30 protein-coding genes and 1 other RNA gene are annotated in these 24,790 nt (G+C 63.1%); 13 read left to right on the top strand and 18 right to left on the bottom strand.

The genetic code is table 11. The features are described 5' to 3' along the window. Positions 1 to 119 precede the first annotated feature (119 nt). Complete coding sequence (locus ICI42_RS01580) at positions 120 to 830, top strand: pyrimidine 5'-nucleotidase (RefSeq protein ID WP_188162784.1); 711 nt, start codon at positions 120 to 122, stop codon at positions 828 to 830. An 18-nt stretch (positions 831 to 848) separates the two neighbouring features. Here the strand turns inward: ICI42_RS01580 and ICI42_RS01585 are convergent, their stop codons facing one another. From ICI42_RS01585 to ICI42_RS01595, 3 genes are all read right to left on the bottom strand, one after another. Then, entirely contained in the window at positions 849 to 1,079 is a 231-nt protein-coding gene (locus tag ICI42_RS01585) for a hypothetical protein (RefSeq protein WP_188162785.1), read from the bottom strand. Positions 1,080 to 1,177: 98 nt separating this feature from the next. Then, on the bottom strand, positions 1,178 to 1,639 hold the full coding sequence (locus ICI42_RS01590) for a group III truncated hemoglobin (RefSeq protein ID WP_188162786.1): 462 nt from the start codon (positions 1,637 to 1,639) through the stop codon (positions 1,178 to 1,180). 71 nt (positions 1,640 to 1,710) lie between these two features. Further along, positions 1,711 to 2,550 carry an LOG family protein gene (locus ICI42_RS01595; RefSeq protein WP_188162787.1) on the bottom strand — a complete coding sequence of 280 codons (840 nt, stop codon included), beginning with the start codon at positions 2,548 to 2,550 and terminating at the stop codon, positions 1,711 to 1,713. A gap of 147 nt (positions 2,551 to 2,697) precedes the next feature. Between ICI42_RS01595 and dapD the strand changes: the two genes are divergently transcribed. The 5 genes from dapD to ICI42_RS01620 all read left to right on the top strand — a co-directional run bounded on the left by dapD (position 2,698) and on the right by ICI42_RS01620 (position 6,237). Then, positions 2,698 to 3,552 (top strand): 2,3,4,5-tetrahydropyridine-2,6-dicarboxylate N-succinyltransferase, encoded by an 855-nt coding sequence (gene dapD, locus ICI42_RS01600; RefSeq protein ID WP_188162788.1) that lies wholly within the window; start codon positions 2,698 to 2,700, stop codon positions 3,550 to 3,552. A gap of 70 nt (positions 3,553 to 3,622) precedes the next feature. Beyond that, positions 3,623 to 3,976, top strand: coding sequence for a DUF805 domain-containing protein (locus tag ICI42_RS01605; protein WP_188162789.1), 354 nt, complete (start codon positions 3,623 to 3,625; stop codon positions 3,974 to 3,976). Then, positions 3,969 to 4,334, top strand: a complete 366-nt coding sequence (locus ICI42_RS01610; protein ID WP_188162790.1) for a DUF805 domain-containing protein — start codon at positions 3,969 to 3,971, stop codon at positions 4,332 to 4,334. Before ICI42_RS01605 ends, ICI42_RS01610 begins: the two co-directional genes overlap by 8 nt. Before the next feature lie 111 nt (positions 4,335 to 4,445). After that, entirely contained in the window at positions 4,446 to 5,633 is a 1,188-nt protein-coding gene (gene dapE, locus ICI42_RS01615; RefSeq protein WP_188163675.1) for a succinyl-diaminopimelate desuccinylase, read from the top strand. A 7-nt stretch (positions 5,634 to 5,640) separates the two neighbouring features. Next, a complete protein-coding gene (locus ICI42_RS01620; RefSeq protein ID WP_188162791.1) occupies positions 5,641 to 6,237 on the top strand; it encodes a transporter in 597 nt (198 codons plus the stop codon). Here ICI42_RS01620 and truA read toward each other — a convergent pair. The 6 genes from truA to def all read right to left on the bottom strand — a co-directional run bounded on the left by truA (position 6,201) and on the right by def (position 9,759). Continuing rightward, positions 6,201 to 6,974 carry a tRNA pseudouridine(38-40) synthase TruA gene (gene truA / locus ICI42_RS01625; RefSeq protein WP_188162792.1) on the bottom strand — a complete coding sequence of 258 codons (774 nt, stop codon included), beginning with the start codon at positions 6,972 to 6,974 and terminating at the stop codon, positions 6,201 to 6,203. The genes ICI42_RS01620 and truA overlap by 37 nt on opposite strands. After that, positions 6,974 to 7,480, bottom strand: a complete 507-nt coding sequence (locus ICI42_RS01630; RefSeq protein WP_188162793.1) for a GNAT family N-acetyltransferase — start codon at positions 7,478 to 7,480, stop codon at positions 6,974 to 6,976. Before ICI42_RS01630 ends, truA begins: the two co-directional genes overlap by 1 nt. Then, positions 7,477 to 8,412: a methionyl-tRNA formyltransferase gene (gene fmt / locus ICI42_RS01635; RefSeq protein ID WP_188162794.1), complete on the bottom strand. Its 936-nt coding sequence runs from the start codon at positions 8,410 to 8,412 to the stop codon at positions 7,477 to 7,479. Before fmt ends, ICI42_RS01630 begins: the two co-directional genes overlap by 4 nt. 39 nt (positions 8,413 to 8,451) lie before the next feature. Next, complete coding sequence (locus ICI42_RS01640; protein WP_188162795.1) at positions 8,452 to 8,874, bottom strand: type II toxin-antitoxin system VapC family toxin; 423 nt, start codon at positions 8,872 to 8,874, stop codon at positions 8,452 to 8,454. Continuing rightward, positions 8,871 to 9,161 (bottom strand): ribbon-helix-helix protein, CopG family, encoded by a 291-nt coding sequence (locus ICI42_RS01645; RefSeq protein ID WP_188162796.1) that lies wholly within the window; start codon positions 9,159 to 9,161, stop codon positions 8,871 to 8,873. Before ICI42_RS01645 ends, ICI42_RS01640 begins: the two co-directional genes overlap by 4 nt. A gap of 67 nt (positions 9,162 to 9,228) precedes the next feature. After that, on the bottom strand, positions 9,229 to 9,759 hold the full coding sequence (def, locus tag ICI42_RS01650) for a peptide deformylase (protein WP_188162797.1): 531 nt from the start codon (positions 9,757 to 9,759) through the stop codon (positions 9,229 to 9,231). A gap of 102 nt (positions 9,760 to 9,861) precedes the next feature. Here def and ICI42_RS01655 point away from each other — a divergent pair, with 102 nt between their 5' ends. Both ICI42_RS01655 and sugE read left to right on the top strand, forming a co-directional pair. Next, positions 9,862 to 11,100 (top strand): DNA recombination protein RmuC, encoded by a 1,239-nt coding sequence (locus ICI42_RS01655; RefSeq protein ID WP_188162798.1) that lies wholly within the window; start codon positions 9,862 to 9,864, stop codon positions 11,098 to 11,100. 154 nt (positions 11,101 to 11,254) lie between these two features. Further along, the gene (sugE, locus tag ICI42_RS01660; RefSeq protein WP_188162799.1) at positions 11,255 to 11,569 is read left to right on the top strand and encodes a quaternary ammonium compound efflux SMR transporter SugE; all 315 of its coding nucleotides are present in this window, start codon (positions 11,255 to 11,257) and stop codon (positions 11,567 to 11,569) included. Positions 11,570 to 11,651: 82 nt separating this feature from the next. On the opposite strand, the gene ICI42_RS01665 is transcribed toward sugE, so the two are convergent. Further along, complete coding sequence (locus ICI42_RS01665) at positions 11,652 to 12,077, bottom strand: DUF6481 family protein (RefSeq protein ID WP_188162800.1); 426 nt, start codon at positions 12,075 to 12,077, stop codon at positions 11,652 to 11,654. A gap of 316 nt (positions 12,078 to 12,393) precedes the next feature. Here ICI42_RS01665 and ICI42_RS01670 point away from each other — a divergent pair, with 316 nt between their 5' ends. The 3 genes from ICI42_RS01670 to ICI42_RS01680 all read left to right on the top strand — a co-directional run bounded on the left by ICI42_RS01670 (position 12,394) and on the right by ICI42_RS01680 (position 15,889). Further along, the gene (locus ICI42_RS01670; RefSeq protein ID WP_188162801.1) at positions 12,394 to 13,461 is read left to right on the top strand and encodes an LLM class flavin-dependent oxidoreductase; all 1,068 of its coding nucleotides are present in this window, start codon (positions 12,394 to 12,396) and stop codon (positions 13,459 to 13,461) included. 210 nt (positions 13,462 to 13,671) lie between these two features. After that, on the top strand, positions 13,672 to 14,808 hold the full coding sequence (locus ICI42_RS01675; RefSeq protein WP_188162802.1) for an AI-2E family transporter: 1,137 nt from the start codon (positions 13,672 to 13,674) through the stop codon (positions 14,806 to 14,808). Between the two features lie 79 nt (positions 14,809 to 14,887). Then, positions 14,888 to 15,889 carry an LLM class flavin-dependent oxidoreductase gene (locus tag ICI42_RS01680; protein ID WP_188162803.1) on the top strand — a complete coding sequence of 334 codons (1,002 nt, stop codon included), beginning with the start codon at positions 14,888 to 14,890 and terminating at the stop codon, positions 15,887 to 15,889. An 18-nt stretch (positions 15,890 to 15,907) separates the two neighbouring features. On the opposite strand, the gene ICI42_RS01685 is transcribed toward ICI42_RS01680, so the two are convergent. The 6 genes from ICI42_RS01685 to ffs all read right to left on the bottom strand — a co-directional run bounded on the left by ICI42_RS01685 (position 15,908) and on the right by ffs (position 21,628). Next, on the bottom strand, positions 15,908 to 17,356 hold the full coding sequence (locus ICI42_RS01685) for a lytic murein transglycosylase (protein ID WP_188162804.1): 1,449 nt from the start codon (positions 17,354 to 17,356) through the stop codon (positions 15,908 to 15,910). Positions 17,357 to 17,381: 25 nt separating this feature from the next. Continuing rightward, positions 17,382 to 17,987, bottom strand: a complete 606-nt coding sequence (gene recR / locus ICI42_RS01690) for a recombination mediator RecR (RefSeq protein WP_188162805.1) — start codon at positions 17,985 to 17,987, stop codon at positions 17,382 to 17,384. 100 nt (positions 17,988 to 18,087) lie between these two features. Beyond that, positions 18,088 to 18,843, bottom strand: coding sequence for a cell wall hydrolase (locus ICI42_RS01695; protein ID WP_188162806.1), 756 nt, complete (start codon positions 18,841 to 18,843; stop codon positions 18,088 to 18,090). A gap of 388 nt (positions 18,844 to 19,231) precedes the next feature. Beyond that, entirely contained in the window at positions 19,232 to 19,555 is a 324-nt protein-coding gene (locus ICI42_RS01700; protein WP_188162807.1) for a YbaB/EbfC family nucleoid-associated protein, read from the bottom strand. 21 nt (positions 19,556 to 19,576) lie between these two features. Continuing rightward, on the bottom strand, positions 19,577 to 21,400 hold the full coding sequence (locus ICI42_RS01705) for a DNA polymerase III subunit gamma/tau (RefSeq protein ID WP_188162808.1): 1,824 nt from the start codon (positions 21,398 to 21,400) through the stop codon (positions 19,577 to 19,579). A 131-nt stretch (positions 21,401 to 21,531) separates the two neighbouring features. After that, positions 21,532 to 21,628: signal recognition particle sRNA small type (ffs, locus tag ICI42_RS01710), an RNA gene on the bottom strand. 134 nt (positions 21,629 to 21,762) lie between these two features. On the opposite strand from ffs, the gene ICI42_RS01715 reads away from it, so the two are divergent. Together ICI42_RS01715 and nudC are read left to right on the top strand one after the other, a co-directional pair. Then, a complete protein-coding gene (locus ICI42_RS01715) occupies positions 21,763 to 22,182 on the top strand; it encodes an HIT domain-containing protein (RefSeq protein WP_188162809.1) in 420 nt (139 codons plus the stop codon). Between the two features lie 5 nt (positions 22,183 to 22,187). Then, the gene (nudC, locus tag ICI42_RS01720; RefSeq protein ID WP_188162810.1) at positions 22,188 to 23,129 is read left to right on the top strand and encodes an NAD(+) diphosphatase; all 942 of its coding nucleotides are present in this window, start codon (positions 22,188 to 22,190) and stop codon (positions 23,127 to 23,129) included. Here nudC and ICI42_RS01725 read toward each other — a convergent pair. Both ICI42_RS01725 and ICI42_RS01730 read right to left on the bottom strand, forming a co-directional pair. Further along, positions 23,126 to 23,989, bottom strand: coding sequence for a prephenate dehydratase (locus ICI42_RS01725; protein WP_188162811.1), 864 nt, complete (start codon positions 23,987 to 23,989; stop codon positions 23,126 to 23,128). The genes nudC and ICI42_RS01725 overlap by 4 nt on opposite strands. Positions 23,990 to 23,993: 4 nt before the next feature. After that, on the bottom strand, positions 23,994 to 24,725 hold the full coding sequence (locus ICI42_RS01730; RefSeq protein ID WP_188162812.1) for a 3-deoxy-manno-octulosonate cytidylyltransferase: 732 nt from the start codon (positions 24,723 to 24,725) through the stop codon (positions 23,994 to 23,996). Between the last annotated feature and the right edge of the window lie 65 nt (positions 24,726 to 24,790).

Below are 24,790 nucleotides of genomic sequence, written 5' to 3' on the forward strand. Positions count from 1 at the left end.
TCCCTGATCGGTTAAAATTAGCCTTTTCAAAAGATTTTCGGCACCGTGCCTTGAAATAATCCGCAAAAGCCCGTCCACCTTTCGCGCAAGATTACTCCGAAACGTTAGCAAAGCCATCTATGACAGATTTACCCGATGCCAGCCACTTCAGCCATGTGACGGACTGGGTGTTCGACCTCGACAACACGCTCTACCCCCACCACACCAATCTGTTTTCGCAGATCGACGTCAAGATGACGGCCTATGTCTCGGAACTGCTCAGCGTTCCGCGCGAGGAGGCACGCGCGCTGCAAAAGGCACTCTACCTCGAATACGGCACGACGCTAAAAGGGCTGATGGAGCGGCACGCCATCGATTCCGACGACTTTCTCGAAAAAGTCCACGACATCGACTATTCCTGGCTGGTGCCTGACCCGGTTCTGGGCGCGGCCATCCGTCAGCTTCCCGGCCGCAAGTTCATCTTCACCAATGGGGATCGCGGCCATGCCGAACGCACCGCGCGCCAACTCGGCATACTCGACCATTTCGACGATATTTTCGACATCGTCGCTGCCGGCCTGACGCCCAAGCCCGCGCGGGAAACTTACGATAAATTCGCCGAACTGTACAAAATCGTCGGTCCGAACGCTGCTATGTTCGAGGATCTGGCGCGCAATCTTTCAGCGCCCAAGGCGCTGGGTATGACCACCGTGCTGATCGTGCCGCGTAATTTCGAGCCGACTTTCGCCGAGATATGGGAGCGCGATCTGGAACGTTCGGACGACGTGGATTTCGTCACCGACAATCTTCCGGAATTTCTCAACAGCCTGGTCGACGCGTTCAACGCCTGAAGGCAGTCGCAGAGGCAGCTACTTGCCCCGCCTCTCCAGCGCCCGGTCGACCGCCTTGTGAAGCTCATCGCGTCGCTCATCCGGTCCATGGCTTGACCGTACATGCGACGCGCCCTTTTCGGTCAGCGTTTCGTCGAGCCGCTTTTCAAGCCGTTCGACGCGCTCTTCCAAAGCACGCTGCTTCTCGTCCTTGCTTTCGGGAACCGGGTCGGGATGAAGAGGTCCCGGTGCTTTCGTCGTGCGCGTCACGGCCTGTCTCCTGGTCGCCTTGGACGGAAGAGAACGCGCGGTGCCGCGCGACGTTCCGCGCGCTCGTCAGACCGGCTTCATCGCGGCGATTCGACGGATCAGGCGTCGCCCAGGCTGTCTTCGACAATGGGCTTAACAGCCAGCGTGTCCTCGCCCCGGCTAAAGGCGATGGCCAGGCGAAAACTCTGCGCCATGCGCAAAGCGCGCCCCATGAAGAGCTTGCGAACCTCGGGCGGGCAGGTTTCGCGCAGCGTGGCGCGGAACAGTTCGAGCCAACGCCGAAAATGCTTTTCGTCCAGGCCGGGCAACCTCAAATGCGGCGGCAAGGGGCGACCTTCGTAGCGACCGCTGCGCAGCAGGCTCGAAGACCAGAAATCGCACATCTTGGCGAGATGCACCGGCCATGCCTCCGGCTTGATCGCGCCGCCGAAGACAGGCCCCAGCAACGGATCGGCCTGGATCGCATCGTAGAAGCGATGCACCACCGTGTGGATCATCGCCTCATCCAGCGCAGGTGGAAGCGTGCCGCCATCCACCACGATCGTCGTTCTGTCTTCCATCGTTCCTGTCGTATCCGTTGCGCCCATATAGGCGAACTAACCCGCTCCGTCGTCGCGGGCGTTGATTTCGGTCAAAGCGAGTAAAAGCGCCGGATGATCTCCCAGGCCTCTTCGGCCGTGTCGACATAGTCGATGATGTCCTGGTCGCCTGGCGTGATCGTGCCCTGCTCGGCGAGGAAATCGAGGTCCATGGCGCGCTCCCAGAACGATTTGCCGAACAGGATCACCGGTACGCGTTCCATCCGGCCGGTCTGGATCAGCGTCAGCGTCTCGAAGAACTCGTCCATGGTGCCGAAGCCGCCCGGGAACACCGCGACGGCCTTGGCGCGCATGACGAAATGCATCTTGCGTATGGCGAAATAGTGGAAGTTGAAGCACAGTTCGGGCGTCACATAGGGGTTCGGCGCCTGCTCGTGCGGCAGCACGATGTTGAGCCCGATGGACGGTGCGCCGACATCTTTCGCGCCACGGTTTCCCGCCTCCATCACACCCGGTCCTCCGCCGGTGACGACGACATACTCGCTGTAGTTGGAAGCAGACGAGTGCTCCGAACAGATGCGGGCGAACTTTCGTGCCTCGTCGTAATATTTGCTGTTGGCGAGGAGGTTCTTGCGCTGCGTCTCGTTCTTGGCCGCCCAGGCCTCCCCGCCCGGTTCGGGCAGACGCGCGCCGCCGAACAGCACCACCGTCGAGCGGATCCCCCTTTCGGTCAGAATCAGGTCGGGCTTCATCAGTTCGAGTTGCAGGCGCACCGGCCGCAATTCGCGGCGGGTCAGGAAATCCGCGTCGTCCCAGGCCAGGCGATAGCTCGGCGCCCGTGTCTGCGGGGTATCCGGCACGCTCTTGACGCGCTCCATATCCTCATCGGCATGGGAGAGCGGCGTCCAGCCTGATTTTTCCATTGGGGTCATTCAAACAAACTTCCAGTTTTCTCGATTGCGTCCGGCGATGCGGGGCTCATGCGATTGACCCCTGCACCACGCTGACATACGGTCCGCGCGATTTTAAGACCAGCCTATCGGCGTTAACCTTAACACCACGTAACGGAGCACCCACCCATGTCGAAGACCGATCTCGCCAGCCTCGAAAAGATTGTCGAGAAGGCTTTCGACGAGCGCGACGGTGTTTCGACCTCGACGCGCGGCGAAGTCCGCGAGGCCGTGGAAACCTCGCTCGACCTGCTCGACCGCGGCACGGCCCGCGTCGCCGAGCGCGGCGAGGACGGCACCTGGACGGTCAACCAATGGCTCAAGAAGGCCGTGCTCCTGTCCTTCCGACTCAACGCCATGGAAATCGTCAAGGGCGGGCCTGGCGAATCGTCCTGGTGGGACAAGGTGCCGTCCAAGTTCGAAGGCTGGGGCGGCATGGATTTCGAACGCGCCGGCTTCCGCGCCGTGCCGAACTGCGTGGTTCGGCGTTCCGCCTATATCGCGCCCGGCGTCGTGCTGATGCCCTCCTTCGTCAATCTCGGCGCCTATGTCGATACCGGCACCATGGTCGACGCCTGGGCGACTGTCGGCTCCTGCGCCCAGATCGGCAAGAATGTGCATCTGTCCGGCGGCGTCGGCATCGGCGGCGTGCTTGAGCCCATGCAGGCCGGCCCCACCATCATCGAGGACAATTGCTTCATCGGCGCGCGCTCGGAAGTTGTCGAAGGCTGTATCGTCCGCGAAGGCGCTGTCCTCGGCATGGGCGTGTTCATCGGCAAGTCGACCAAGATCGTCGACCGCGCCACCGGCGAAATCTTTTATGGCGAGGTGCCGCCCTACTCGGTGGTGGTGGCCGGCACCATGCCCGGAAAGAACGTACCGGGCGAAAACTGGGGCCCGAGCCTTTATTGCGCCGTCATCGTCAAGCGGGTCGACGAGAAGACCCGGTCCAAGACCTCGATCAACGAATTGCTCAGAGACTGATCTTTAACCGAATTGGTCGCAACCTCCGCTTGCGTGTCGTGAGCACGTCTTGTGAGAGGGAAGGGTGGACATGGACTGGAAATATCTTCTGACGAGCTATCAAGGCCGCATCAATCGCGCCAAGTTCTGGGCTGGCATCGGGATACTGATTGCCACCGGCATCGTCATCAACATTCTCGATGCCGCTCTCGGGCTGCATATCGGCGAGCATCCTATCGGTATCCTCGCCATCGTCTCGATGCCGTTCTATATCTTTCTGGCGCTCGCTCTTTATACGAAACGCTGGCATGACCGGGACAAGTCGGGCTGGTGGTCGCTGATCGGCCTGGTACCTGTTATCGGCGGTGTCTGGCTGCTCGTTGAACTCGGCATCCTCGAAGGAACGCGAGGAGCAAATCGCTTCGGACCGGATCCTCTTGCCTGATTTATCGCTTTTTTTCTGGTTGTTCTTTGGCACATCCGGGCGTCTGGGCCGGGGCGTTTTCGCTCTGGCCTGCGCGTTTTCCTATCTGGCGCGGTTCTTCGCCGTCTATCAGGTGGTGCGTTACTCGACCGAGACGGAGCCGAGCACCGGCTGGACCACCGTGTTGCTGATCACCTTGCTCGTCTCGCTGTGGGCGAACGTCGCGCTGTCGATCAAGCGGCTTCACGATCTCGGACTTCCCGGGCTTTGGGCGATCCCGACCGTCGTTTTCGATATTCTCGCCATCATCGTGCTGGCCTTGCTGCCCGGAAATACCGGGCCCAACCGCTATGGCGAACGCACCAACCAGCCTCGGTGATCAGCGGCCTCTCGGCGTTTTCGGCGCCGGGCTTTCCTGCGACGAAAGAGCAGCGTGTCCAGAAGCGGCTGACCCGGTGACAGCGGCATGTCTTTGGATTATCGCTACCGGATGACCTTGCCAACCGACCCCGCCGAGAACCTCGCCACGCTCATTCGCTGCGCTTCCGTCACCCCGGAAGAGGGCGGCGCGCTGACCGCGCTGGAGGCGATGATCCGGCCCTTGGGCTTCGCCGTCGACCGACCGGTGTTTTCCGACGACGCTACGCCCGACATCGAGAATATGTATGCGCGTCGATCGGGCAATGGTCCGCATCTGATGTTCGCGGGCCACACCGACGTGGTGCCGGTCGGCGACGAGACTGCCTGGACACATCCGCCCTTCTCCGCCGAAATCTCCAATGGCGAGATGTACGGGCGCGGCGCCGTCGACATGAAAGGCGGCATCGCCTGTTTCGTCGCCGCCGTTGCCCGGCACATCGAAAGGACCGGCGGCCTGAAGGGTTCCGTCTCGCTGCTGATCACCGGCGATGAGGAAGGTCCCGCCATCAACGGCACCATCAAACTGCTCGAATGGGCAGCCGGGCGCGGCGAAAGCTGGGACGCGGCACTGGTTGGCGAGCCGACCAATCCCGATGCGCTGGGCGACATGATCAAGATCGGCCGACGCGGCTCGATCTCCGGCGTCGTCACCGTCCATGGACGGCAGGGACACGCCGCCTATCCCCACCTAGCCGACAATCCCGTGCGCGGCATGGTGAGCCTGCTGGACGCGCTGCTCTATCCGGCCTTCGACGAAGGCACCAAGGATTTCCAGGCGACCAATCTGGAAATCACCTCGGTCGATGTCGGCAATCCGGCGACCAATGTGATTCCGGCCAAGGCGACGGCTATCTTCAACATCCGCTTCAACGACAGCTGGACAGCCGAGACGTTGCAGCAGGAGGTCCACAACCGGCTCGATGCCGCCGCCCGGCGCGGCAAATACCGGCCTGGCCGGAAGGAACCCGTCGAGTTCGAACTGGTCTGGCGCGACCGCCCGAGCCACGTTTTCCTGACCCGCGACGACAAGCTTGTCGGCGCGCTGTCTGCCTCCATCGCCAGTGTGACGGGTCGCCAGCCGACATTGTCTACCTCGGGCGGAACTTCGGATGCGCGTTTCATCAAGGACTATTGTCCGGTGGTCGAGTTCGGTCTCGTCGGCAAGACCATGCATATGGTCGACGAGCGCGTCGCGCTGGCAGACCTCGAGACGCTGACGACGATCTATCAGAAATTCCTGGAAGACTGGTTCGGCTGAACAGCGCATGATTTCGGGCAACGACATCCAGAGAAATCTTAACGGCGCCTGGAGGCTGATGCTCGGCAAGCGCGACGGACTGCGCGCCTTCGACCTGAGCGCCGACGGGTTCTGGGATTCGTTCTTCGCGATTGCGCTTGCCCTGCCGGCTATGATGGTCAGCTGGATCGGCGTCACCGGCGACATCATGCTGGGACCGGTCGAGATGAGCGGCTTGGGACTGATGCTTCGGCTGGCCGTCATCGACCTGTCGGCCTGGGTGCTGCCGCTTGTGGTGCTGATCGCGGTCGCGCCGAAACTCGGTCTCGGCAATCGCGTGGTGCCCTATGTCATCGCCACCAATTGGGGCTCCGTCATCTTGTCATGGATGATGCTGCCGGCATCCCTGGTGCGATTGCTGCTGCCCGATGCGACCGATCTCGCCACGCTCGTGTCGTTCGTGCTCTTCCTGCTCGCCATGGCCTTGAGCTGGCGGCTGACAAACCACTCCATCGGCAAGGGGCCGGCGATCGCCACCGCGGTGTTCGTCGGCATGTTCGCCCTGTCGCTGATGGTGCTGTTTTCGCTTCAGTCGCTGCTGGGCATCTCGGCCCCCGCCGCGTAATCCACGCCGGTCAGGAACAGCCCGTCGGGCGGCGCCACCTGGCCGCAGGCGGCGCGGTCGCGTGCATCCAGCGCCTTGCGCATGTCCGCAGGCTCCCAACCGCCCTCGCCGACCCGCTTGAGGCTGCCGACCATCGACCGCACCTGGTTATGCAAGAAGGACCGCGCCGAGGAGCGGATTTCGATCATGTCGCCGGTGCGGCTGACATCCAGCCGCTCGAGCGTGCGGATCGGGCTGTTGGCCTGACACTGGGTCGAGCGGAAGGTCGTGAAGTCATGCCTGCCGAGGATGAGTTGCGCCGCCGCCTGCATGGCTTCGGCGTCAAGCCGCTTGGGCACCCACCAGACCTTGCCTTTTTCCAGCGCCGCCGGCGCCCGGCGATTCTGGATGCGATAGAGATAGTGGCGGCCGGTGGCTGAAAACCGGGCGTCGAAACCGTCGCCGACGCGACGCGCGGACAGAATGGACACCGTCTCGCCAGCCATTTGCAGATGTGCGTTGATGGCATCGCGCACCTTGTCGTCCGTCCAGTCGCGGCTGAGATCGATATGCGCAACCTGGCCGGTGGCATGGACGCCGGCATCGGTGCGGCCTGCACCGCGCAGCGAGATGGCGTCGCCGCTGAACTTGAAGATTGCCTGTTCTATCGCCGCCTGGATCGAGTGGTTGTCGGCCTGCCGCTGCCAGCCGGCGTAGCCGCCGCCGTCATATTCGATATCGAGACGGAACCGCGGCATCAGGCAAGCTCCGCAAACGCCGCCGCATAGACGAGGCGGCCCGCCGCCGGCGCGGAAGTACCCCAGGCCAGAGCCTGCAACGCGGCGCCCTGATAGTCGCTGTCGAAACCGGCGGCGCGTTCGTGGCTGTAGCCGAAGCGGCGGTAATAAGCGGGATCGCCGAGCACCACCGACAGGGTTTCTCCGGCCAGCCGCAGAAGGCGGTGCCCGTCCTCGATCAAGGCGCCGCCCACGCCCTGGCGCTGGTGATCGGGATCGACGGCGAGCGGCGCAAGCGCCACGGCGGAGGCGCCGCGATTTCTCGTTTCGACGAGAAGCCGCGAGAACAGGATGTGCCCGACGATCAGGCCGCTTTTGACGGCGACCAATTCGAGTACCTCATCTCCGTTGGCGACGATGCGCTCCACCAGATCCGCCTCGTCGTTCCTGCCGAAGGCGCGGGTCTCGACCGCATGGATCGCCTGCCGGTCGGCCTCCATCGCTTCGCGAATAAGCAGGCCGTTCATAGCAATCTGTCTCCGGTCGCCAGCTTGACACCGCGCAGGAACTCGCTTGCCGGCACGGCCTTGCCGCCGGCCCGCTGTACCTCGCCCAGCCGCACGGCTCCTTCGCCGCAGGCGACAGTCAGCGCATCGTCCAGCAGGAAACCCGGTTGTCCCTGACCTTTTGCCAGCGTCGACCGCAGCAGCTTCAGCCGCTCCGGCTTGCCGCCGGCATCGAACTCGCACCAGGCGCCGGGAAAGGGCGACAGGCCTCGGATGGTGTTGTGCACGTCGCCGGCAGGCCGGGTCCAGTCGATCCGGCTTTCCGCCTTGTCGATCTTCCGCGCGTAGAGCGCGCCGTCTTCGGGCTGCGGTGTCAGCGGCAGGTCTCCCTGCTCCAGCCGCCCGAGCGCCTCGACCATCAGCCTGGCGCCGACGGGCATCAACCGATCGTGCAATTCGGCAGCGGTCATGTCGGGGCCGATCTCGACCTTGTGCGTCAGCGCCACCGGGCCGGTATCGAGCCCGATATCCATCTTCATCACCATCATGCCCGTCTCGGCGTCTCCGGCCATGATGGCGCGCTGAATGGGGGCGGCACCACGCCAGCGCGGCAACAGCGAGGCATGGCCGTTATAGCAGCCCAGCCTGGTTCCTTCGAGGATGGCCTTGGGCAGCAAAAGCCCATAGGCGACCACGACGGCCACATCCGCATCAAGCGCGCGAAACGCCGCCTGCTCGTCCTCGCCCTTGAGCGACAGCGGCGAGCGGACCTGCAAACCAAGATGCTCGGCCGCGCGCTGAACCGGCGATGGCGTCAGTTCCAGCCCGCGCCGGCCGGCGGCACGCGGCGGCTGGGTGTACACCGCTGCAACCTCATGGCCGGCCTCGACAATGGCGCGCAGTGTCGCCACGGAGAAATCCGGCGTTCCCATGAAGATGACGCGAAGGGGCATGGTCTTTCGAATCCGTTATCGCCGGCCGCGATGCCGGGTTCAGAGATGCGCTTCAAACGGGTTTACGAGCTTCAGGTCAAGCCCGTCGAAGTCACGGATGTTGCGCGTGGCCAGCACGGCCCCATGCGCGATGCAGATCGCCGCGATCATGGCGTCGATCAATGCCATGGGCCGTCCAGACCGTTCGCGTTGGGCGACAATATCACCGAAGTGCTTCGCAGCCAGAAAATCGAATACAAGGATTCGGTCAGCATAGGCAGCGGCGACACGTTCGAAGCTCTTCGCATAGCGCGAACTCCCGTCTCTCAAAACGACTCGCTGCGCACCGGCCCACATTTCGGCCATCCCGGGCGCTGTCAGAAACAGCGAGGCTTCGGCTTGCGCGTTCAACCATGCGAGCACTGTGGCATTCGGCGATGGCTTGGTCGGCTCCGAAATGATGTTGGTGTCGAGAACGATCATTCGAAATCGGGCACCGGACGACCAATGTCGTTCCGGCGCATTGCTTCGAGTTCCTTTTGAAAAGCCTCCGCTTCGTCGTCGCTCTCGAAAACGCCGGCGAAGATGGCTTTCAGCCGGTCACCGGCTGGCAATCTGTCATTTTCCTCGGTAGCTTTACCAACAGCCGCTACGCCCGCGCGAAGCGCTTCTCGCGCGGCCTCGGACAAGGATTGCCCCTTGCGACGTGCCAGGGCTTCGATATCGGCCCGCAAGGCCTCGGGAATGTTTCTGATCAGCAGGTCGCCCATATCAGCCTCCACCGGTTGATATCAATGATATCAGACCCCGCAACCCCCGGCAAATATCCAGGAACAATCAGCCGGCCAGTCGGCCCGACGGCTTGTCGCGCGCCAATTTCTTGAATTTGCGCAGCACAATGTCACGCTTGAGCCGGGAGATGTGGTCGATGAACAGGACGCCGTCGAGATGGTCGATCTCGTGCTGCAGGCAGGTCGCCATCAGCCCTTCCGCATTCATTTCCTGCGGCTTGCCGTCGCGGTCGAGATAGGTGACGCGGACAGAGGCCGGGCGCTCGACCTCGGCATAATAGTCCGGAATCGACAGGCAGCCTTCCTCATAGACCGAACGCTCTTCGGCGCTCTGGACGATCTCGGGATTGATGAAGACATGCGGCTCGGGCGTCTCGCCTTCCTTGGCAAGGTCGATCACCAGCATGCGGATGGGCTCGCCCACCTGGATTGCGGCCAGCCCGATACCGGGCGCATCGTACATCGTCTCCAGCATGTCGCCGGCGAAGGCGCGCACGCGCTCGTCGACGCGTTCGACGGGCTTGGAAACCTGGCGCAGCAAGGGGTCGGGTAGGATGATGAGAGGCTTGATCGTCATGCGCCTCACCTAATTCGTCGCCGTTCTATCGTCAACCGTCGATGCGACGGCATGTTCACGTTTTGATCTGGATTTACGGTCTGAATTGGGTATGCTGTGGCGATGGAACCATCGCTTTTTGCCCAACCGCTCCTTCGACTTGGCAGTTCGACGATTACCGTGGGACAGGGCGTGGCTGTCGGCGGCGCTGCCGTGTTGATCGCCCTGCTGATGCTGGGCATGGCGCTTTGGCGGTCCGGACGCGCGCGGGCGGACGCCGCTTTCGAGGCGGCGGAGCGGGCGCGCGAAGCGGAGATGCGCATGGTGGGCATCCTTCGCTCGCAAGCCGAGATGCAGGGACGACTCGGCTCCATGGCCGAGATTTTCGGCGCGCGCCAAGCCGAACTCACCCAGTCGCTCAGCCAGCGTCTCGACGCCATGACCGGACGGCTCGGCCAGACCATGGCGGAGCAGACGAAATCCACGCATGAAAACCTTGCCAGGCTGCAGGAACGGCTTGCCGTTATCGACACAGCCCAAAGCAACATCCAGTCGCTGGCCGGTCAGGTCGTGCAGTTGCAGGCGATTTTGTCCAACAAGCAGACGCGCGGCGCCTTCGGCCAGTCGCGCATGGAGGCGATCGTCGCCGACGGCCTGCCGCAGGGCGCCTACGAGTTCCAGGCGACGCTGTCGAACGGCACCCGGCCCGATTGCCTCGTGCGCATGCCCAACGACACGCCGTCGCTGGTCATCGATGCCAAGTTCCCGCTGGAAGCCTGGAATGCGATTCGCGCAGCCGAAGGCCCCGATGCGCAGAAGGCCGCAGCGCAAGCCTTCCGTCGGGATGTCGAGGTTCACATAAGGGACATCGCCGACAAATATCTCCTGAGCGGGGAGACGCAGGACACCGCCTTCATGTTCGTGCCGTCCGAGTCCGTCTTTGCCGAGATGCACGAGAATTTCGAGACGCTGATCCAGCGCGCACACCGGTTGCGCATCGTCATCGTTTCGCCCTCGCTCTTGATGCTGTCCATTCAGGTCATCCAGTCGATCCTGAAGGATTCCCGCATGCGCGAGCAGGCGCATCTCATCCAGGGCGAGGTCATCCGGCTGATGGAGGACGTGTCGCGGCTGGACGACCGCGTGCGCAAGCTGCAGGTGCATTTCGGCCATGCCGCGCGCGATATCGACGACATCCTCGTCTCGTCCGGCAAGGTGACCAAGCGCGGCCAGAAGATCGAGGCGCTGGAATTCGGCGCCAACGACCCCGACAGGCCCTCCGCAAGCCCCACAGACGTAGGCGCCCGGCCGGTGGAATCGCGCACCGGTCAGCTCAAACTGCGTGTGGTGGAGGAAGAATAGGCGGCTTGGGGTCGGCCGCAGATGGGCGGATGGCTTGAGGCGCAGGCCATTATTGATCCCCGCTCCTGCCCGGCCTATAATCGACGCTGCAAGGACGACCTTGCCTTTGCAAGAATCACGGCAGGACGGCCCGCCATCTCATGGAGGGCATGATATGTCCTGGATTTTTCTGGTTTTCGCAGGTCTCTTTGAGATCGGCTGGGCCGTCGGGCTCAAATATACCGACGGTTTTTCGCGGCCGATGCCGACCGTCCTCACCGTTGCCAGTATGATCGTCAGCCTTGGCCTTCTCGGCCTGGCTTTGCGCGATCTTCCGGTTGGAACCGCCTATGCGATCTGGACCGGCATCGGCACGGTTGGAACCGCGGTTCTCGGCATGTGGCTGTTCGGCGAACCTGCAACGGCGATGCGCCTGGCCTGCATCGGCCTGATCGTCTCGGGCATCGTCGGGCTCAAACTCGTCGCCTGATCAAGACAGCACAAGACACGCGGAAACCTTCCGGTCTCCGCGTGTTCGATCTCGTCGACGTTGCGTTACTGAGGCCGCGCTATCAAGGCCGAGGTGGAGGCGGCATGCGGCCGTTGCGCTGCTTGCGGGCAGCATAACGGGCGTCGCGCTTTGCCTTGCGCTCGGCGTCCTCGGCGAGTTCCTTGGCGAGACGCTCGGCTTCCTCAGCCTCGCGGATTTTCGCCTCCGCACGCGCCTGCTCTTCTGCCAAAGCGCGTTCAGCGGCTTCGCGCGCTTCGCGCTCGGCGCGTTCGGCGGCCTCGCGAGCCTGCTTCTCGCGCTTCAGCTGTTCTTTCTCGCGGTTGCGCTGCTCGCGCGCCTCGAGAATAGCCTTGCGCTCGGCCTGGCGAGCCAGCACCGCCGGGTCGTCTTCCGCCGGGCGGGACTTGAACTTTTCGAGAAGTGCCTGTTTTGCAGTTTGGGCGGCGGTGCGCCGGTCGAGAAAGTCTTTTTCCCTAAATATAGCCAATTTCCAGTCCCTGAAAGTCATCTCGCGCAGTGTCCAGATCCACCGATACCGGTATTGGATAAGGAGCGCTCTTTTATCAATCCAGGTCATGATCATGAGCAACGGTATTGGACCGTCGCAGAAATTGTCCTGGCGAGGCTTACATACGCGGGAAACGGCAGAGTTCAAGCACCAAATCCGCATTGCTCTCATGAAATTGCAAAATGTTGCCGTTGGGGAACTGTCAAATTGGACAAAGACTGTTCAACGGATCGCCACTGGCGCGGGGCGATATCCTTCATTACCTGTCCGAAAACAACGACAGGGACATTCTACGATGGAACTCGGCCTCTATACATTCGGCGATGTCGGCACCAGCGCTGCCAACGGCACGATCGGCTGGCACGAACGCCTGCGCAACCTGATCGAAGAGATCGAGCTTGCCGACCAGGTGGGTCTCGATGTCTTCGGCCTTGGCGAGCATCACCGCCCGGACTACGCCGTGTCCGCTCCCGCCGTCGTGCTTGCCGCGGCGGCCGCCCGCACCAAGAGCATCAGGCTCACCAGTGCCGTCACGGTGCTGTCCTCGGACGATCCCGTCCGCGTCTTCCAGCAATTCGCAACGCTCGACCAATTGTCCGGCGGGCGCGCCGAACTGATGGCCGGACGCGGCTCCTTCATCGAGTCCTTCCCGCTGTTCGGCTATAATCTGGAGGACTATGACGACCTCTTCACGGAAAAGCTCGATCTTCTGCTCGCGCTCCGCGACAGCGAAAGGGTGACCTGGCAGGGTCAGCATCGCGCACCGATCAACGGACTTGGCGTCTATCCCCGTCCCTACCAGGACAAGCTGCCGATCTGGATCGCGGTCGGCGGCACGCCCAATTCGGTGGCGCGCGCAGGCGCCTTCGGCCTGCCCTTGGCGCTCGCCATCATCGGCGGCGAGCCTGCTCGTTTCGCGCCGCTGTTCGAGCTCTACCGCGAAGCCGCGCGCCGCGCCGGCCACGATCCGGCAAAGCTTGCGACCAGCATCAACGTGCATGGCTTCGTCGGCGAGACCACCCAGCAGGCGGCGGACGATTTCTACCTGCCGCAGGCGGAAGTGATGAACCGCATCGGTCGCGAACGCGGCTGGGGGCCGACGAACCGCGCTCACTACGACGCTTCGCGCAGCCCGCGCGGCGCGTTGTTTGTCGGCGACCCCGAAACCGTGGCCGAGAAGATCGTTGCGCAGCACAAGTTGTTCAAGAACGACCGCTTCCTGCTGCAGATGGCAATCGGCATCCTGCCGCATGACAAGATGCTGAAGGCGATCGAGCTTTACGGCACCAAGGTCGCTCCTCTGGTCCGCAAGGAGCTGGGCGTTGCGGCGAAGACCGGCACCGAGGCCGCCGCCGCCAAGTAGACTGTAATAGTCATCTTCCCACGCAGGGCGCCGATGTTGAAACGTCGGCGCCGGCCGCAGCAAAACTATCCTGTTTTTCTCCGATTATATTTGCCGTCGCTTTATCCGGCAAAGAGAGCGGATAGGAACTTTTTGGCCGCTTTGCCGTTCTCAACCGAAGCCATACCGTGCCTGTGCGGTGGTGATATTCCTGAGTTTGAGGGACGGTTCATGAAACCCGAGACGGCATCCACGGGCAGCCCACAGCCGGTGGCGCTTTTCGCCGATCTTAGGCAAATCCGGACGCTTTTGACCGGCCTGTTCATTCTGGGCAGCATCTATGCGCTGTATTTCAGCCGCGACTTCATCCTGCCGGTCATTTTGGCTTTTTTGCTCGCGCTGATGCTCACCCCGATCGTGCGCTTTCTCCGCAGAAGAGGCATTCCCGAGCCTCTCTCCGCCACCTTGTTGGTGGTGATTTCCGTGACGCTCATTTTCGGCACCGGCTATTTCCTCAGTGGGCCGGTGATCGATCTCGCCAACAACGCATCCTCGATCGGTTACCGACTGACCGAACGCCTCGCCGAGCTGAGGCATCCATTCGACCGGCTGATGCAGATTTCGGCCGAGGTCCAGCGAGTCACCCAGTCGACGCAGGAGCCGGGCGTACAACGTGTTGTCATGGCTCAGCCCGGCATTCTGTCCCAAGCGGCAAGCAATGTTCTTTCCGCCGGCACGACAGCGGCGATCACCTTTGTCCTGTCCCTTTTTCTCATGGCCTCCGGTTCGATGTTCTACGAGAAGATCGTCCAATCCTTCGCCCGCATGAGCGAGAAGAAGCGCGCTCTGCGAATCGTCTATGACGTCGAACGCGAAATCTCGCACTATCTGCTCACTGTTGCCCTCATCAATGGCGGGCTCGGCCTCGCCATCGGGCTCGGCCTGTGGGCCATCGGTATGCCCAACCCGGCCGTGTGGGGCGTCGCGGCGGCGCTCCTCAACTTCCTGCCCTATATCGGCGCTGCGCTGACCATCATCCTGGTGACCATCATTTCGCTCATCACCTTTCCGAGCTTTGCCTTTGCCCTGGTGGCGCCCGCCTATGTGCTGGCCTGCGACATCATCGAGGGCCAGTTCGTAACCCCGGTTGTCGTCGGGCGCCGACTGGAGATCAATGCGGTGTCGATCTTCATCGCAGTTGCCTTCTGGTCGTGGCTGTGGGGCATCATCGGCGCGCTGATCGCCGTCCCTCTGCTGGTCGTGATCAAGGTGTTCTGCGATCATTTCGACAGCCTGCGCCATATCGGCAACTTCCTGGCCGCACAGCAAAGCCATGACAGCGAGGAAGTGGCAGAAGAGGCGAAATAGAGAATCCCTCGGAGCCTTTGTATCTCGCCGCCGCATGCCTATATGGACAGGGTACCCCCGCCCTGTCCGGAGCTGACCCATGGCCGAACTATCCGTTCTCGACTTGTCCCCCGTTCCGGAAGGCAGTGATGTTTCGCATTCGCTTGCCAATTCTTTGGATCTCGCGCGCCATGCCGAAAGCCTGGGCTACAAGCGCTATTGGCTCGCCGAGCACCACAACATGCCCGGCATCGCCAGCGCGGCCACCTCCGTCGTCATCGCCCATGTCGCCGGCGGCACCAAGACAATCCGCGTCGGCGCCGGAGGCATCATGCTGCCGAACCACGCTCCGATCATGATCGCCGAACAGTTCGGCACGCTCGCCGCCCTGCATCCCGGCCGCATCGATCTCGGCCTCGGCCGTGCGCCCGGCACCGACATGATGACCGCCCGCGCCTTGCGGCGGAACATGGACGCCGGCGTCGACAGCTTCCCCAACGATGTCGTCGAGTTGATGCGCTATTTCGAGCCGGCTGAACCGAACCAGAAGCTGCGCGCTGTGCCCGGCGAAGGCCAGGAGGTCGAGATGTGGGTGCTTGGCTCCAGCCTCTACGGAGCGCAACTCGCTGCGATCCTGGGGCTGCCTTATGCGTTCGCGTCGCATTTCGCGCCGGCGGAACTGGACCAGGCACTGGAAATATACCGCTCGCGCTTCCAGCCATCGGAAAGGCTGGCCAAGCCCTATGTCATGGCAGGCGTCGGCGTCTATGCCGCGGATACTGATGCGGAGGGCAAGCTGCTGTTCAGTTCGATGCAGCAGGCTTTTGTCAATCTTCGCCTCGGCCAGCCCGGCAAATTGCGCCCCCCGGTGGAGAACTACGAGCGCGACCTCGATCCGTCCGCCCGCGCTATGCTGTCCCAGACGCTGTCATGCTCCTACGCCGGCTCACCGTCCACCGTACGCGCGGGGCTGCAAGCCTTTATTGAGCGCACCGGCGCCAACGAACTGATGGTGACTTCGCAGATATTCGACCACGCCGCCCGCAAGCGCTCTTATGAGATCGCGGCCGATGTCCACGGACAACTCGCCAAGGCGGCATAACGGACGGACAGGTCCAGCCTATTTCGTCGCGTCGACGATGCCTTTGTCGGGGAAGCAGGTCGGCTCCTGCCCCTTGCTATGCTGCCAATCGCCGATGGAGCGGCGGGTCTTGAAGCCTGGCAGTCCGTCGGCGCCGCCGACATCGTAGCCGGCCTTTTCAAGGCCGCGCTGCATCGCAGCTATATCCGAACGGTAGAGGCCGCCGACCTGGCCCCACTGGCCGGAAAAGCGATGATCGCCCGCTGAAATCCGATCAGCGCCATGCCCGATGAACAGCGCGTACAGGTCGCTTTCATTGTATTTCTTCAGCACGTAGAAATTCTGCGTCACGATGAAGGCAGGTCCCCTGCGGCCGGCAGGCATCAGAAGGAAACCTTCGGCAGCCAGTTCATTGCTCGGGAACGGGCGACCGCCGACCCGCTTGACGCCGAGCGACGCCCAGTCCGAAATGCGCTTGCCCTGGTCGGGGCCTTCCAAAGCGCAGGACAGGCTGGCAGGAACGGCGACCTCGAAGCCCCAGTCGCGGCCCTTGGCCCAGCCGTAATGCACCAGATAATTGGCAATGGACGCCAGGCTGTCGGGTAACGAATTCCAGATGTCGGGCCTACCGCTGCCGTCGAACGCCACCGCATGCTCAAGGAACGATGTCGGCAGGAACTGCGGCTGGCCCAACGCGCCGGCCCATGACGATTTCATCTTGTCACGGCTCGCCAACCCCTTTTGCACGATCTGCAGGGCGGCAAGCACCTCCTTGCGGAACATGTCCTTGCGGGTGGCTAAAAATGCCTTGGTGCCGAGCACCTCGAAGGCGTCATAGGGCATTTTCGCCGCACCGAAGCCGGATTCGCGGCCCCATATCGCCAGCACGACCGAACCGGGCACGCCATATCTGCGCTCGATGGCCGTCAGCGTAGCTGCATGGGTTTTCGCCCTGCTGCGTCCGCCGGCCGCGACTGCGCCGATGGTCTTTTCAGCGAAATAATTGCCCGGAGAGCCGAACTCGGCCTGATGCTGGACCTTGGGCGTGTCGGGCTTCTGACCCGGCAGAACCAGATCCGGCAGTTTGAGGTTGGGCTTGATGCCGGCAAACGCGCTGTCGAATGTGGCGCGGGACACCCCTTGCTTCTGCGCATCCGGCCACAGGTCGTTGTCGAGCCAGGCGCGGAACTGGTCATCGACGGGGGTGGCGCGGGAGGGGGTTGTGGAAATGACTGCGGCAAGAAGTGAGGCAAGAAAGAACGATAGTAGTCGGATATGCCACGTTCCTTCGCGCCCCCCTCTGTCCTGCCGGACATCTTCCCCGCAAGGGGGGAGATTGGCAGCTTCGCGCTCCGCATCTCTTTTGCACCGTCTGCGATTGGCGAAAGCCGGCCCGATATCCGATCTCCCTCCTTGCGGGGGACATGTCCGGCAGGACAGAGGGGGGCAACGTAGAGCGGGAAAGCTGAAAGCAGTTGAAAATCTCATTCCGCCGTCTTCCCAACCAATTGAGTCAAAAAACCGTCCGCGATTTCAACGCCGCGGCCAATGTTCCATCATCGAGATAGTCGAGCTCGCCGCCGACCGGCACGCCATGGGCGAGTCTGGTGACCTTGACGTCGAAGCCGGAAAGCTGGTCGGTCAGGTAGTGCGCGGTGGTCTGGCCCTCGACCGTGGCGTTGACGGCCAGGATGATCTCCCTGATCCCGCCTTCGGCCACGCGCGTCACCAGTTGCTTGATGTTGAGCTGGTCGGGGCCAATGCCGTCGAGCGGCGACAGCGTGCCGCCAAGTACATGAAACTTGGCGTTCATCGCGGTCGCACGCTCCAGGGCCCACAGGTCGGAGACATCCTCGACGACGATGATGGTGCCGGAATCGCGGCGGGCATCGGTGCAGATCATGCAGGGATCGGCCGTGTCGACATTGCCGCAGGTCGAGCATACCCGCACCTTGTCGACTGCCTCGCCCATGGCGGCGGCCAGCGGCGCCAGAAGCTGCTCCTTCTTCTTGATCAGGTGCAGCGCCGCGCGCCGGGCCGAACGCGGCCCAAGGCCCGGAACCTTGGACAGGAGCTGGATCAGGCGTTCGATTTCCGGGCCGGCGATTCGTTTGGACATGGGAGGGGTATAAAACGAGCGGCGAAGCGTGAGTAGGAAATTATGAAGGCGCCACTTTTGGACGCCTTCTTTCCCACACGCGTTGCTGCTCCCGCAACCCTTACTGGATCACCGGGCGGTCCTGGTTGAGGATCAGCGCGCCGATCTGATCGGCCTGGCTTGCCGTGGGCTGGAACGACATTGCGCTTTCCAGCGCCGCCTCGGCGGGTATCGCGGCAATGTCCGTCGATCCACTATCGATCGGGGCCGGAGCCGGCACGGTGGCCGCGACCGAAGCGACAAGCTCGGCTTCGGCGACGCCTGGCAGCGTCTTCGGCTCTTCCGCCGCAGCCATCATGGTTTCAGCGACTTCAGGCGCGGCAGGCTGTGCCTTGCGGCGGCTGCGCTTTTCGTAGAACGCATTGCCACCGGCAACGGTGGTGTAATGCATGTTCTTGTAAGGGAATTTCAGACCCGCGGTGTGGAAGAACATGACGTTCTCCGGAACCTTGGGATGGCGTTCGCCCTTCAGCACCGCTTCCGCGGCGGCCGTCACGTCCGGCAGGGCCTTGGAATCCATCGGCCGCGTCATCACGCCCGGGGCGAACTGGCCCTTCTGGCCGACCACGTCGCAGACCGTTTCGCCATGCTCGCCGGATTTGAGCCGGTTCATGACCACCGAACCGACGGCGACCAGGCCGTCACGGCTGGACCGGTTGGATTCGAAGAACATCGCCCTTGCGAGGCATCCCTTGTCCTGGGCCGTGTAGCCATAGGACCGGACCGAACTGGTGGTCACGCCATCCGTCAATTTGCTGGTGCTGTTGCAACCCGACATGACGACAGGCGATGCGATGATGCCGATCACAATCGGCATCTTCCATCTCTTGGCTTTCAAAAGAGCCCCTCTCCAAAAACCCGCCACATCCCCTAGTGCTGAGCAGCATCGGATATTTTCAGGCGAAAAAATGGCGAATGTTGCCACAAAGCATCAACCGCGTTTCAGAAGGTCACACAGCGAGGTTAACAAATGCCGTAGATGCCATGACGGTGATGCCGTTGCATTAACCGTCTTGCCGCTGGGAATCCTGTAAAGACAAGAACTTAGCTGCGGCGAGGCCGTTCAGAGGCGTCCGAGACGGGAACGCTGTGCATAGACAAACGGTTAACCATAAATTCAACACGTTTTCGCCACGTGCTGAAACAGATCGTTACAGCCTGCTGGCGGCCGGCCATAAAAGCCGCACCGCCAAAACGGACCGCGATTAGAACGGCAGCTTCATGCCGGGAGGGATCGGCAGGCCGGCGGTCAGCGCCTTGGTCTTTTCCTGCATCTGCGCCTCAACCTTGGCCTTGGCGTCGTTGTGGGCGGCCACGATCAGGTCTTCGAGAATTTCGACCTCGTCGGCCTTCAGCAGCGACGGATCGATCTTGAGCGCCTTGAGGTCGGACTTGCCCGAAAGCGTGACGGAGACGAGACCGCCGCCGGACTGGCCGGTCGCCTCCATCTGCGCCACCTCGTCCTGCATGGCCTGTAGCTTGGCCTGCATTTCCTTTGCCTTGCCCATAAGGCCCAGAAGATCTTTCATGATCGGCTCCTGTCGTCGATTTCAGTTGTCGTCGTCTTCGTCGCTCCCCGGGTCGATGCCAGGATCGACGGGAAGTGCTGCATCTTCGAGATCGGCCTCGGGCGCATCCGGAATGCGCACGTCGATAATCTTGGAGCCCGGAAACTTCGCCAGGACGGCAGCGACCGTGGGATCGGAGCGCGCATCCATGAACGCGGTTTCGCGCTTGCTTGCTTCCATCTCCGCCAGCGTCGGCCCGCCTTCCTCGCGCGACAGCGACACCATCCAGTGCCGGCCGGTCCAGGATTTGAGCCGCGCGGTCATGTCGTTGAGCAAGGTGCGCGGCGCCTCGTCGGTCAGGCTGACCTCGACCTTGCCCGGCTCGAATTTCACCGGACGAACGCAGCGCTTGATCAACACTTTGAAGGCCATGTCGCGGTTGGTCTCGGCCAGAGCCGCCAGTTCGGCCAGAGACCTCACAGGCACCTCGGGTTCCGGCTCGGCCACCGGCACAGGCGCCATGGCAGGCGTTTCGGCGGGAGCCGTGGTTTCGACAAGCCGCATGGCGGTGCCCACGCCGCCGGAAGGCCCCATGCGCGTCTGCGACATCGCCGCCGAAACCGGAGCGGCAGGCGCCGAGATCGACGCGTTATTGCCACGAACGACCGGAGCAGCGGTGCCGGACGGGGCATCGGCCAACGCCTTCAGCGCCTCGTCCAGCGTCGGCAGGTTGGCGGCATGCGCCAGCCGGATCAGAACCATCTCGGCAGCGGATACAGGCCGGTTGGAAGACTGCACCTCCGGAATGCCCTTGAGCAGCATCTGCCAGGCGCGCGACAGCACCCTGACGGACAGCGTCTCGGCGAATTGCAGGCCGCGCTTGCGCTCTTCCACCGATAGCGACGCATCGTCGGCCGCCGTCGGCACGAAACGCAGGCGTGTGACGAGGTGATTGAACTCGGCGAGATCGGTCAGCACAGCGGCCGGATCGGCACCGGTGTCGTATTGGGTGCGGAACTCGTTGAGCGCCGCCGCGACATCGCCCTTCATGATATGCTCGAACAGATCGACCACCCGGGCGCGGTCGGCCAGGCCGAGCATGGCGCGCACCGCTTCCGCCGTAACGGCGCCGCCGCCATGGGCAATCGCCTGGTCGAGGATGGACAGCGAATCGCGCACCGAGCCTTCCGCGGCGCGCGCCACCATGGCCAGCGCCTCGTCCTCGACGGCGATGCCCTCCTGCTCCGAAATGCCGGCCAGATGGGCAACCAGCGCGCCGGCATCGACCCGGCGCAGGTCGAAGCGCTGGCAGCGCGACAGGACGGTAATCGGAACCTTGCGGATTTCGGTGGTGGCGAAGATGAACTTCACATGCGGCGGCGGCTCCTCCAGCGTCTTCAGCAGGCCGTTGAAGGCCTGCGTCGACAGCATGTGAACCTCGTCGATGATGTAGACCTTGTAGCGCGCGGAGACCGGCGCATAGCGCACCCGGTCGATGATGTCGCGGATGTCGTCGATGCCGGTATGGGAGGCCGCGTCCATCTCGATGACATCGACATGGCGGCCTTCCATGATCGCCTTGCAGTGCTCGCCGGGAAGGATGAGGTCGACGGAGGGGCGATCAATGTCGGCCGTTTTGTAGTTGAGCGCGCGCGCCAGGATGCGGGCGGTGGTTGTCTTGCCGACCCCGCGCACGCCCGTCAACATCCAGGCCTGGGCGATGCGTCCGGAGGAAAAGGCATTGGTCAGGGTGCGGACCATCGGCTCCTGGCCGATGAGAGCCGAGAAATCGGCCGGGCGATATTTCCGGGCCAGGACGCGATAGGCGCCGCCGCCGGGTGTATCGGTTTGTCCGCTTTCGCTCATTCGTCGTTCCGCTCCGGCGTCATCCCGTTGGGCCTTTCGGCCCGCTCGACCGGCCTCGTTCGGGCCGATTCCGCAAAACAAGTTTCGCCCGCGCCGCAATGCGTCGTCAACGTCGCGAAGAGGGGCAGAAGGCGGGAGGCTGGAACAATGACCCGTTCCGGGCTCGTTAGGGCTGCTTCCTTCCGGACCTGACCCGGTTGGCGAGTGGATCGTCCACCACCAACCTCCCAACGTCCATATCGGCAATTCGAAACCGAAATGCAAGGCCCGTCCGAAACTGCGGCGATTAGGCCGTCTTCCGCAAGGAATCGCTTGCAGCCGCCCGACCGCCGCTCTAGCCTCGGGAAAAACGAGGCAATACCATGATCGAGGCTCTGAAGCCGGGTTTTACGCTCGACGCGCGCCTGGACGCGGATACCGAGCAGTTGATGTGGCTCGGGCTGTGCGAGTTGCGGATCATGAACGATCGCCGCTGGCCATGGCTGGTGATGGTGCCGCAACGCGCCGGCATCGAGGAACTCCACGACCTGACGCCGCTCGACCAGGCGATGCTGACCTTCGAAACCAACATGGTCGCCTCGGCGCTCAAACGGGTGACCGGCTGCATCAAGATCAACAGCGGCGCGCTGGGCAACATCGTGCGCCAGTTGCATGTCCACATCATCGCGCGCAACGAGGGCGACCCCGCCTGGCCCGGTCCCGTCTGGGGGCATGGGCTCAGGGAGCCCTATACCAGCGAAGAAATCCATGGCTTTACCGCCAAGATCAAGGCAGCGCTTTAGTCCCTATGCCATTCAAACTTTTTGACGCTCCCGAGCGCGAGCCGAGCCAGTTCGTCGCTTTTGCCGGCAATCTCATCGACCGGCAGTCCGAAAAACGCAGCGACACGTCAACGCAGTCGGCCCTCGACGACCCGTCGGTGCGCCTGCTTGCGCTCGGCGGCGGACGCCTGCATCTGCGCTTTAAGGGCGACACCGCAAATGCCTGCTTTCATGCAAGAGAGATCGCCGCGCTGCAGCCGGATTTCGCGGAAGCCGTGCTTCTGGGCATGACGCCGGAGGGGCCGGTCGTGGCCGTACCCTGCTCCGCCCTGCCCGACACGCTGCCGGACGACATCAAGGCGGTGGACTACCGCTCCGCCTACACGCAGGGCCTTCTGCCGGGCGCCGATCTGGCAGCCATGGCGCAGGCGGCCGCGCTGTTGGCCTGGCACGCCACGCACCGCTTCTGCGGCCGCTGCGGCAAGCCGACCGAAAACCGCGCGGGCGGCTACAAACGCATCTGCACGGGGTGTGGCGCCGAGCATTTCCCGCGAACCGACCCCGTCGCCATCATGCTGACGATCCATGGCGACCGCTGCCTCATGGGGCGCAGCCGGCATTTCGCGCCGGGCATGTATTCGGCGCTCGCAGGCTTCATCGAGCCCGGCGAAACCATCGAAGAGGCTGTGCGGCGCGAAACCTTCGAGGAAGCCGGCATCAGGCTTGGCCGCGTCGTCTATCACGCCAGCCAGCCTTGGCCGTTCCCCTACACGCTGATGATCGGTTGCTATGGCGAGGCGCTGGACGAAACCATCCGCACCGACCTGGAAGAGCTGGAAGACTGCCGCTGGTTCGACCGCGGCGATGTCCTCCAGATGCTTGCGGGCACCCATCCCGAGGGGCTACGCACCCCACCGCCCGCGGCAATCGCCCATCACCTGATCAAGTCATGGGCGGAAGGCGACTAGTCCGCCGCATTCCATTCCTCGCGGGTCTCGCTCGCCGGATAGACCCCGAGAATGCGCACTTCCTTGGAGAAGAAGCGCAGTTCTTCCAAGGCACGCGCCACATGGGCGTCGTCGGGATGGCCCTCGATATCGGCATAGAACTGCGTGGCGGTGAAGGCGCCCAACTGGTAGCTCTCCAGCTTGGTCATGTTGACGCCATTGGTGGCAAAGCCGCCCATCGCCTTGTAGAGCGCGGCCGGAACGTTGCGCACGCGGAAGACGAAGGTGGTCATCATCTTCACCTCCGGATCGTTGCGCTCGGCCCATTGCTTGCGCTTGCTGAGCACGACGAAGCGGGTGATGTTGTTTTCCGTATCCTCGACATTCTGCTCGAGGATATCGAGGCCGTAGAGGCTCGCGGCCAGCTGCGGCGCGAGCGCTGCCATCGAGCGGTCCTTGACCGCGGCCACCAGCTTCGCCGCGCCCGCCGTATCGCCGGCGACGACAGCCTTCCAGCCGTTCTTGCGGATATATTTGCGCGTCTGGCCCAGCGCATGGATATGGCTGTGGATGGATTTGATCTCGGCGCGCTGGACGCCGGGCAGCACCATCAGCTGGAAATGGATCGGCAGGAAATACTCTCCGACGATGTGCAGCTTGGATTCCGGCAGGAGATGGTGAATGTCGGCGACGCGGCCGGCGATCGTGTTCTCGATCGGGATCATCGCCAGATCCGCCTTGCCGCTCTCCACCGCGTTGAATGCGTCCTCGAAGGTCGGGCACGGCAGCGGCTCCATCGTCGGAAACACGTTTCGACATGCCGTGTCGGAGTTCGCGCCAGGTTCGCCCTGGAAGGAGATACGGTTCGTCTTGTCTGGCATGGTCTTAGTCCTGGGAAAGTATGTCGCGGGCGCGCTCGAGGTCTTCGGGCGTGTCCACGCCAAGTGGCACGGAATGAACGATTTCGGCGTCTATGCGCATGCCGGCTTCCAGCGCGCGCAACTGTTCCAGCCGTTCGCGAGTTTCGAGCGGCGACGGCTTGAGGCCGACGAAGCGTTCAAGCGCGGCGCAGCGATAAGCGTAGAGGCCGATGTGGTGATAAAGCGGGCCCTCGCCCCACGGTGCCGTCGCACGCGTAAAATAGAGTGCCCGCAATCGGCTCTCCGATAGAGGCGATCCGACGATCTTGACGACATTGGGGTTGGCGCGTTCCTCCTCGCGGACGATCTCGACGCCGAGCGTGGCGATATCCACCGAGGCATCGTCGAACGGGCGCAAGGCGGCGCGGATCAATTCGGGATCGATGGTGGGCAGATCGCCCTGCACGTTGATGACCGTATCCACCGAACCAGCGGGATCGAGGCTTTGCAGGGCTTCGAAGATGCGGTCGGAGCCGGACTGGTGATCGGCCCTGGTCATCACCGCCTCGAAGCCATGCGCACGCACTGCGTCCGCCACCTCGGCGGCGTCGGTGGCGACGGCCACGCGGCCAAGCCCGCTTCGGGCGGAACGCTCGGCGACATGGACGATCATCGGCTTGCCGGCGATATCGGCCAGCGGCTTGCCGGGCAGGCGCGTGGAAGCCATGCGGGCGGGGATGAGGATCAGGATGGACATGGCGGTTGGACGGCTGTTCCGAAGCTTGGGCAAAGTGGCAAAAGGTCTCACTGGAAGCGCCCTTA

Source organism: Oryzicola mucosus (assembly GCF_014534685.1).
Lineage (GTDB): Bacteria > Pseudomonadota > Alphaproteobacteria > Rhizobiales > Rhizobiaceae > Oryzicola > Oryzicola mucosus.

Excerpts from the sequence above, each read along its gene's own strand:
- ICI42_RS01645 (WP_188162796.1), bottom strand. The coding sequence starts at position 9,161 with ATGGGCGACCTGCTGATCAGAAACATTCCCGAGGCCTTGCGGGCCGAT.
- ICI42_RS01630 (WP_188162793.1), bottom strand. The coding sequence starts at position 7,480 with ATGAACGGCCTGCTTATTCGCGAAGCGATGGAGGCCGACCGGCAGGCG.
- ICI42_RS01605 (WP_188162789.1), top strand. The coding sequence starts at position 3,623 with ATGGACTGGAAATATCTTCTGACGAGCTATCAAGGCCGCATCAATCGC.
- fmt (WP_188162794.1), bottom strand. The coding sequence starts at position 8,412 with ATGCCCCTTCGCGTCATCTTCATGGGAACGCCGGATTTCTCCGTGGCG.
- recR (WP_188162805.1), bottom strand. The coding sequence starts at position 17,987 with ATGTCCAAACGAATCGCCGGCCCGGAAATCGAACGCCTGATCCAGCTC.
- dapD (WP_188162788.1), top strand. The coding sequence starts at position 2,698 with ATGTCGAAGACCGATCTCGCCAGCCTCGAAAAGATTGTCGAGAAGGCT.
- ICI42_RS01640 (WP_188162795.1), bottom strand. The coding sequence starts at position 8,874 with ATGATCGTTCTCGACACCAACATCATTTCGGAGCCGACCAAGCCATCG.
- ICI42_RS01620 (WP_188162791.1), top strand. The coding sequence starts at position 5,641 with ATGATTTCGGGCAACGACATCCAGAGAAATCTTAACGGCGCCTGGAGG.
- ICI42_RS01725 (WP_188162811.1), bottom strand. The coding sequence starts at position 23,989 with ATGCCAGACAAGACGAACCGTATCTCCTTCCAGGGCGAACCTGGCGCG.
- ICI42_RS01580 (WP_188162784.1), top strand. The coding sequence starts at position 120 with ATGACAGATTTACCCGATGCCAGCCACTTCAGCCATGTGACGGACTGG.
- nudC (WP_188162810.1), top strand. The coding sequence starts at position 22,188 with ATGCCATTCAAACTTTTTGACGCTCCCGAGCGCGAGCCGAGCCAGTTC.
- ICI42_RS01685 (WP_188162804.1), bottom strand. The coding sequence starts at position 17,356 with ATGAGATTTTCAACTGCTTTCAGCTTTCCCGCTCTACGTTGCCCCCCT.
- ICI42_RS01680 (WP_188162803.1), top strand. The coding sequence starts at position 14,888 with ATGGCCGAACTATCCGTTCTCGACTTGTCCCCCGTTCCGGAAGGCAGT.
- ICI42_RS01730 (WP_188162812.1), bottom strand. The coding sequence starts at position 24,725 with ATGTCCATCCTGATCCTCATCCCCGCCCGCATGGCTTCCACGCGCCTG.
- dapE (WP_188163675.1), top strand. The coding sequence starts at position 4,446 with ATGACCTTGCCAACCGACCCCGCCGAGAACCTCGCCACGCTCATTCGC.
- truA (WP_188162792.1), bottom strand. The coding sequence starts at position 6,974 with ATGCCGCGGTTCCGTCTCGATATCGAATATGACGGCGGCGGCTACGCC.
- ICI42_RS01695 (WP_188162806.1), bottom strand. The coding sequence starts at position 18,843 with ATGCCGATTGTGATCGGCATCATCGCATCGCCTGTCGTCATGTCGGGT.
- ICI42_RS01675 (WP_188162802.1), top strand. The coding sequence starts at position 13,672 with ATGAAACCCGAGACGGCATCCACGGGCAGCCCACAGCCGGTGGCGCTT.
- def (WP_188162797.1), bottom strand. The coding sequence starts at position 9,759 with ATGACGATCAAGCCTCTCATCATCCTACCCGACCCCTTGCTGCGCCAG.
- ICI42_RS01655 (WP_188162798.1), top strand. The coding sequence starts at position 9,862 with ATGGAACCATCGCTTTTTGCCCAACCGCTCCTTCGACTTGGCAGTTCG.
- ICI42_RS01590 (WP_188162786.1), bottom strand. The coding sequence starts at position 1,639 with ATGGAAGACAGAACGACGATCGTGGTGGATGGCGGCACGCTTCCACCT.
- ICI42_RS01595 (WP_188162787.1), bottom strand. The coding sequence starts at position 2,550 with ATGACCCCAATGGAAAAATCAGGCTGGACGCCGCTCTCCCATGCCGAT.
- sugE (WP_188162799.1), top strand. The coding sequence starts at position 11,255 with ATGTCCTGGATTTTTCTGGTTTTCGCAGGTCTCTTTGAGATCGGCTGG.
- ICI42_RS01670 (WP_188162801.1), top strand. The coding sequence starts at position 12,394 with ATGGAACTCGGCCTCTATACATTCGGCGATGTCGGCACCAGCGCTGCC.
- ICI42_RS01705 (WP_188162808.1), bottom strand. The coding sequence starts at position 21,400 with ATGAGCGAAAGCGGACAAACCGATACACCCGGCGGCGGCGCCTATCGC.
- ICI42_RS01715 (WP_188162809.1), top strand. The coding sequence starts at position 21,763 with ATGATCGAGGCTCTGAAGCCGGGTTTTACGCTCGACGCGCGCCTGGAC.
- ICI42_RS01700 (WP_188162807.1), bottom strand. The coding sequence starts at position 19,555 with ATGAAAGATCTTCTGGGCCTTATGGGCAAGGCAAAGGAAATGCAGGCC.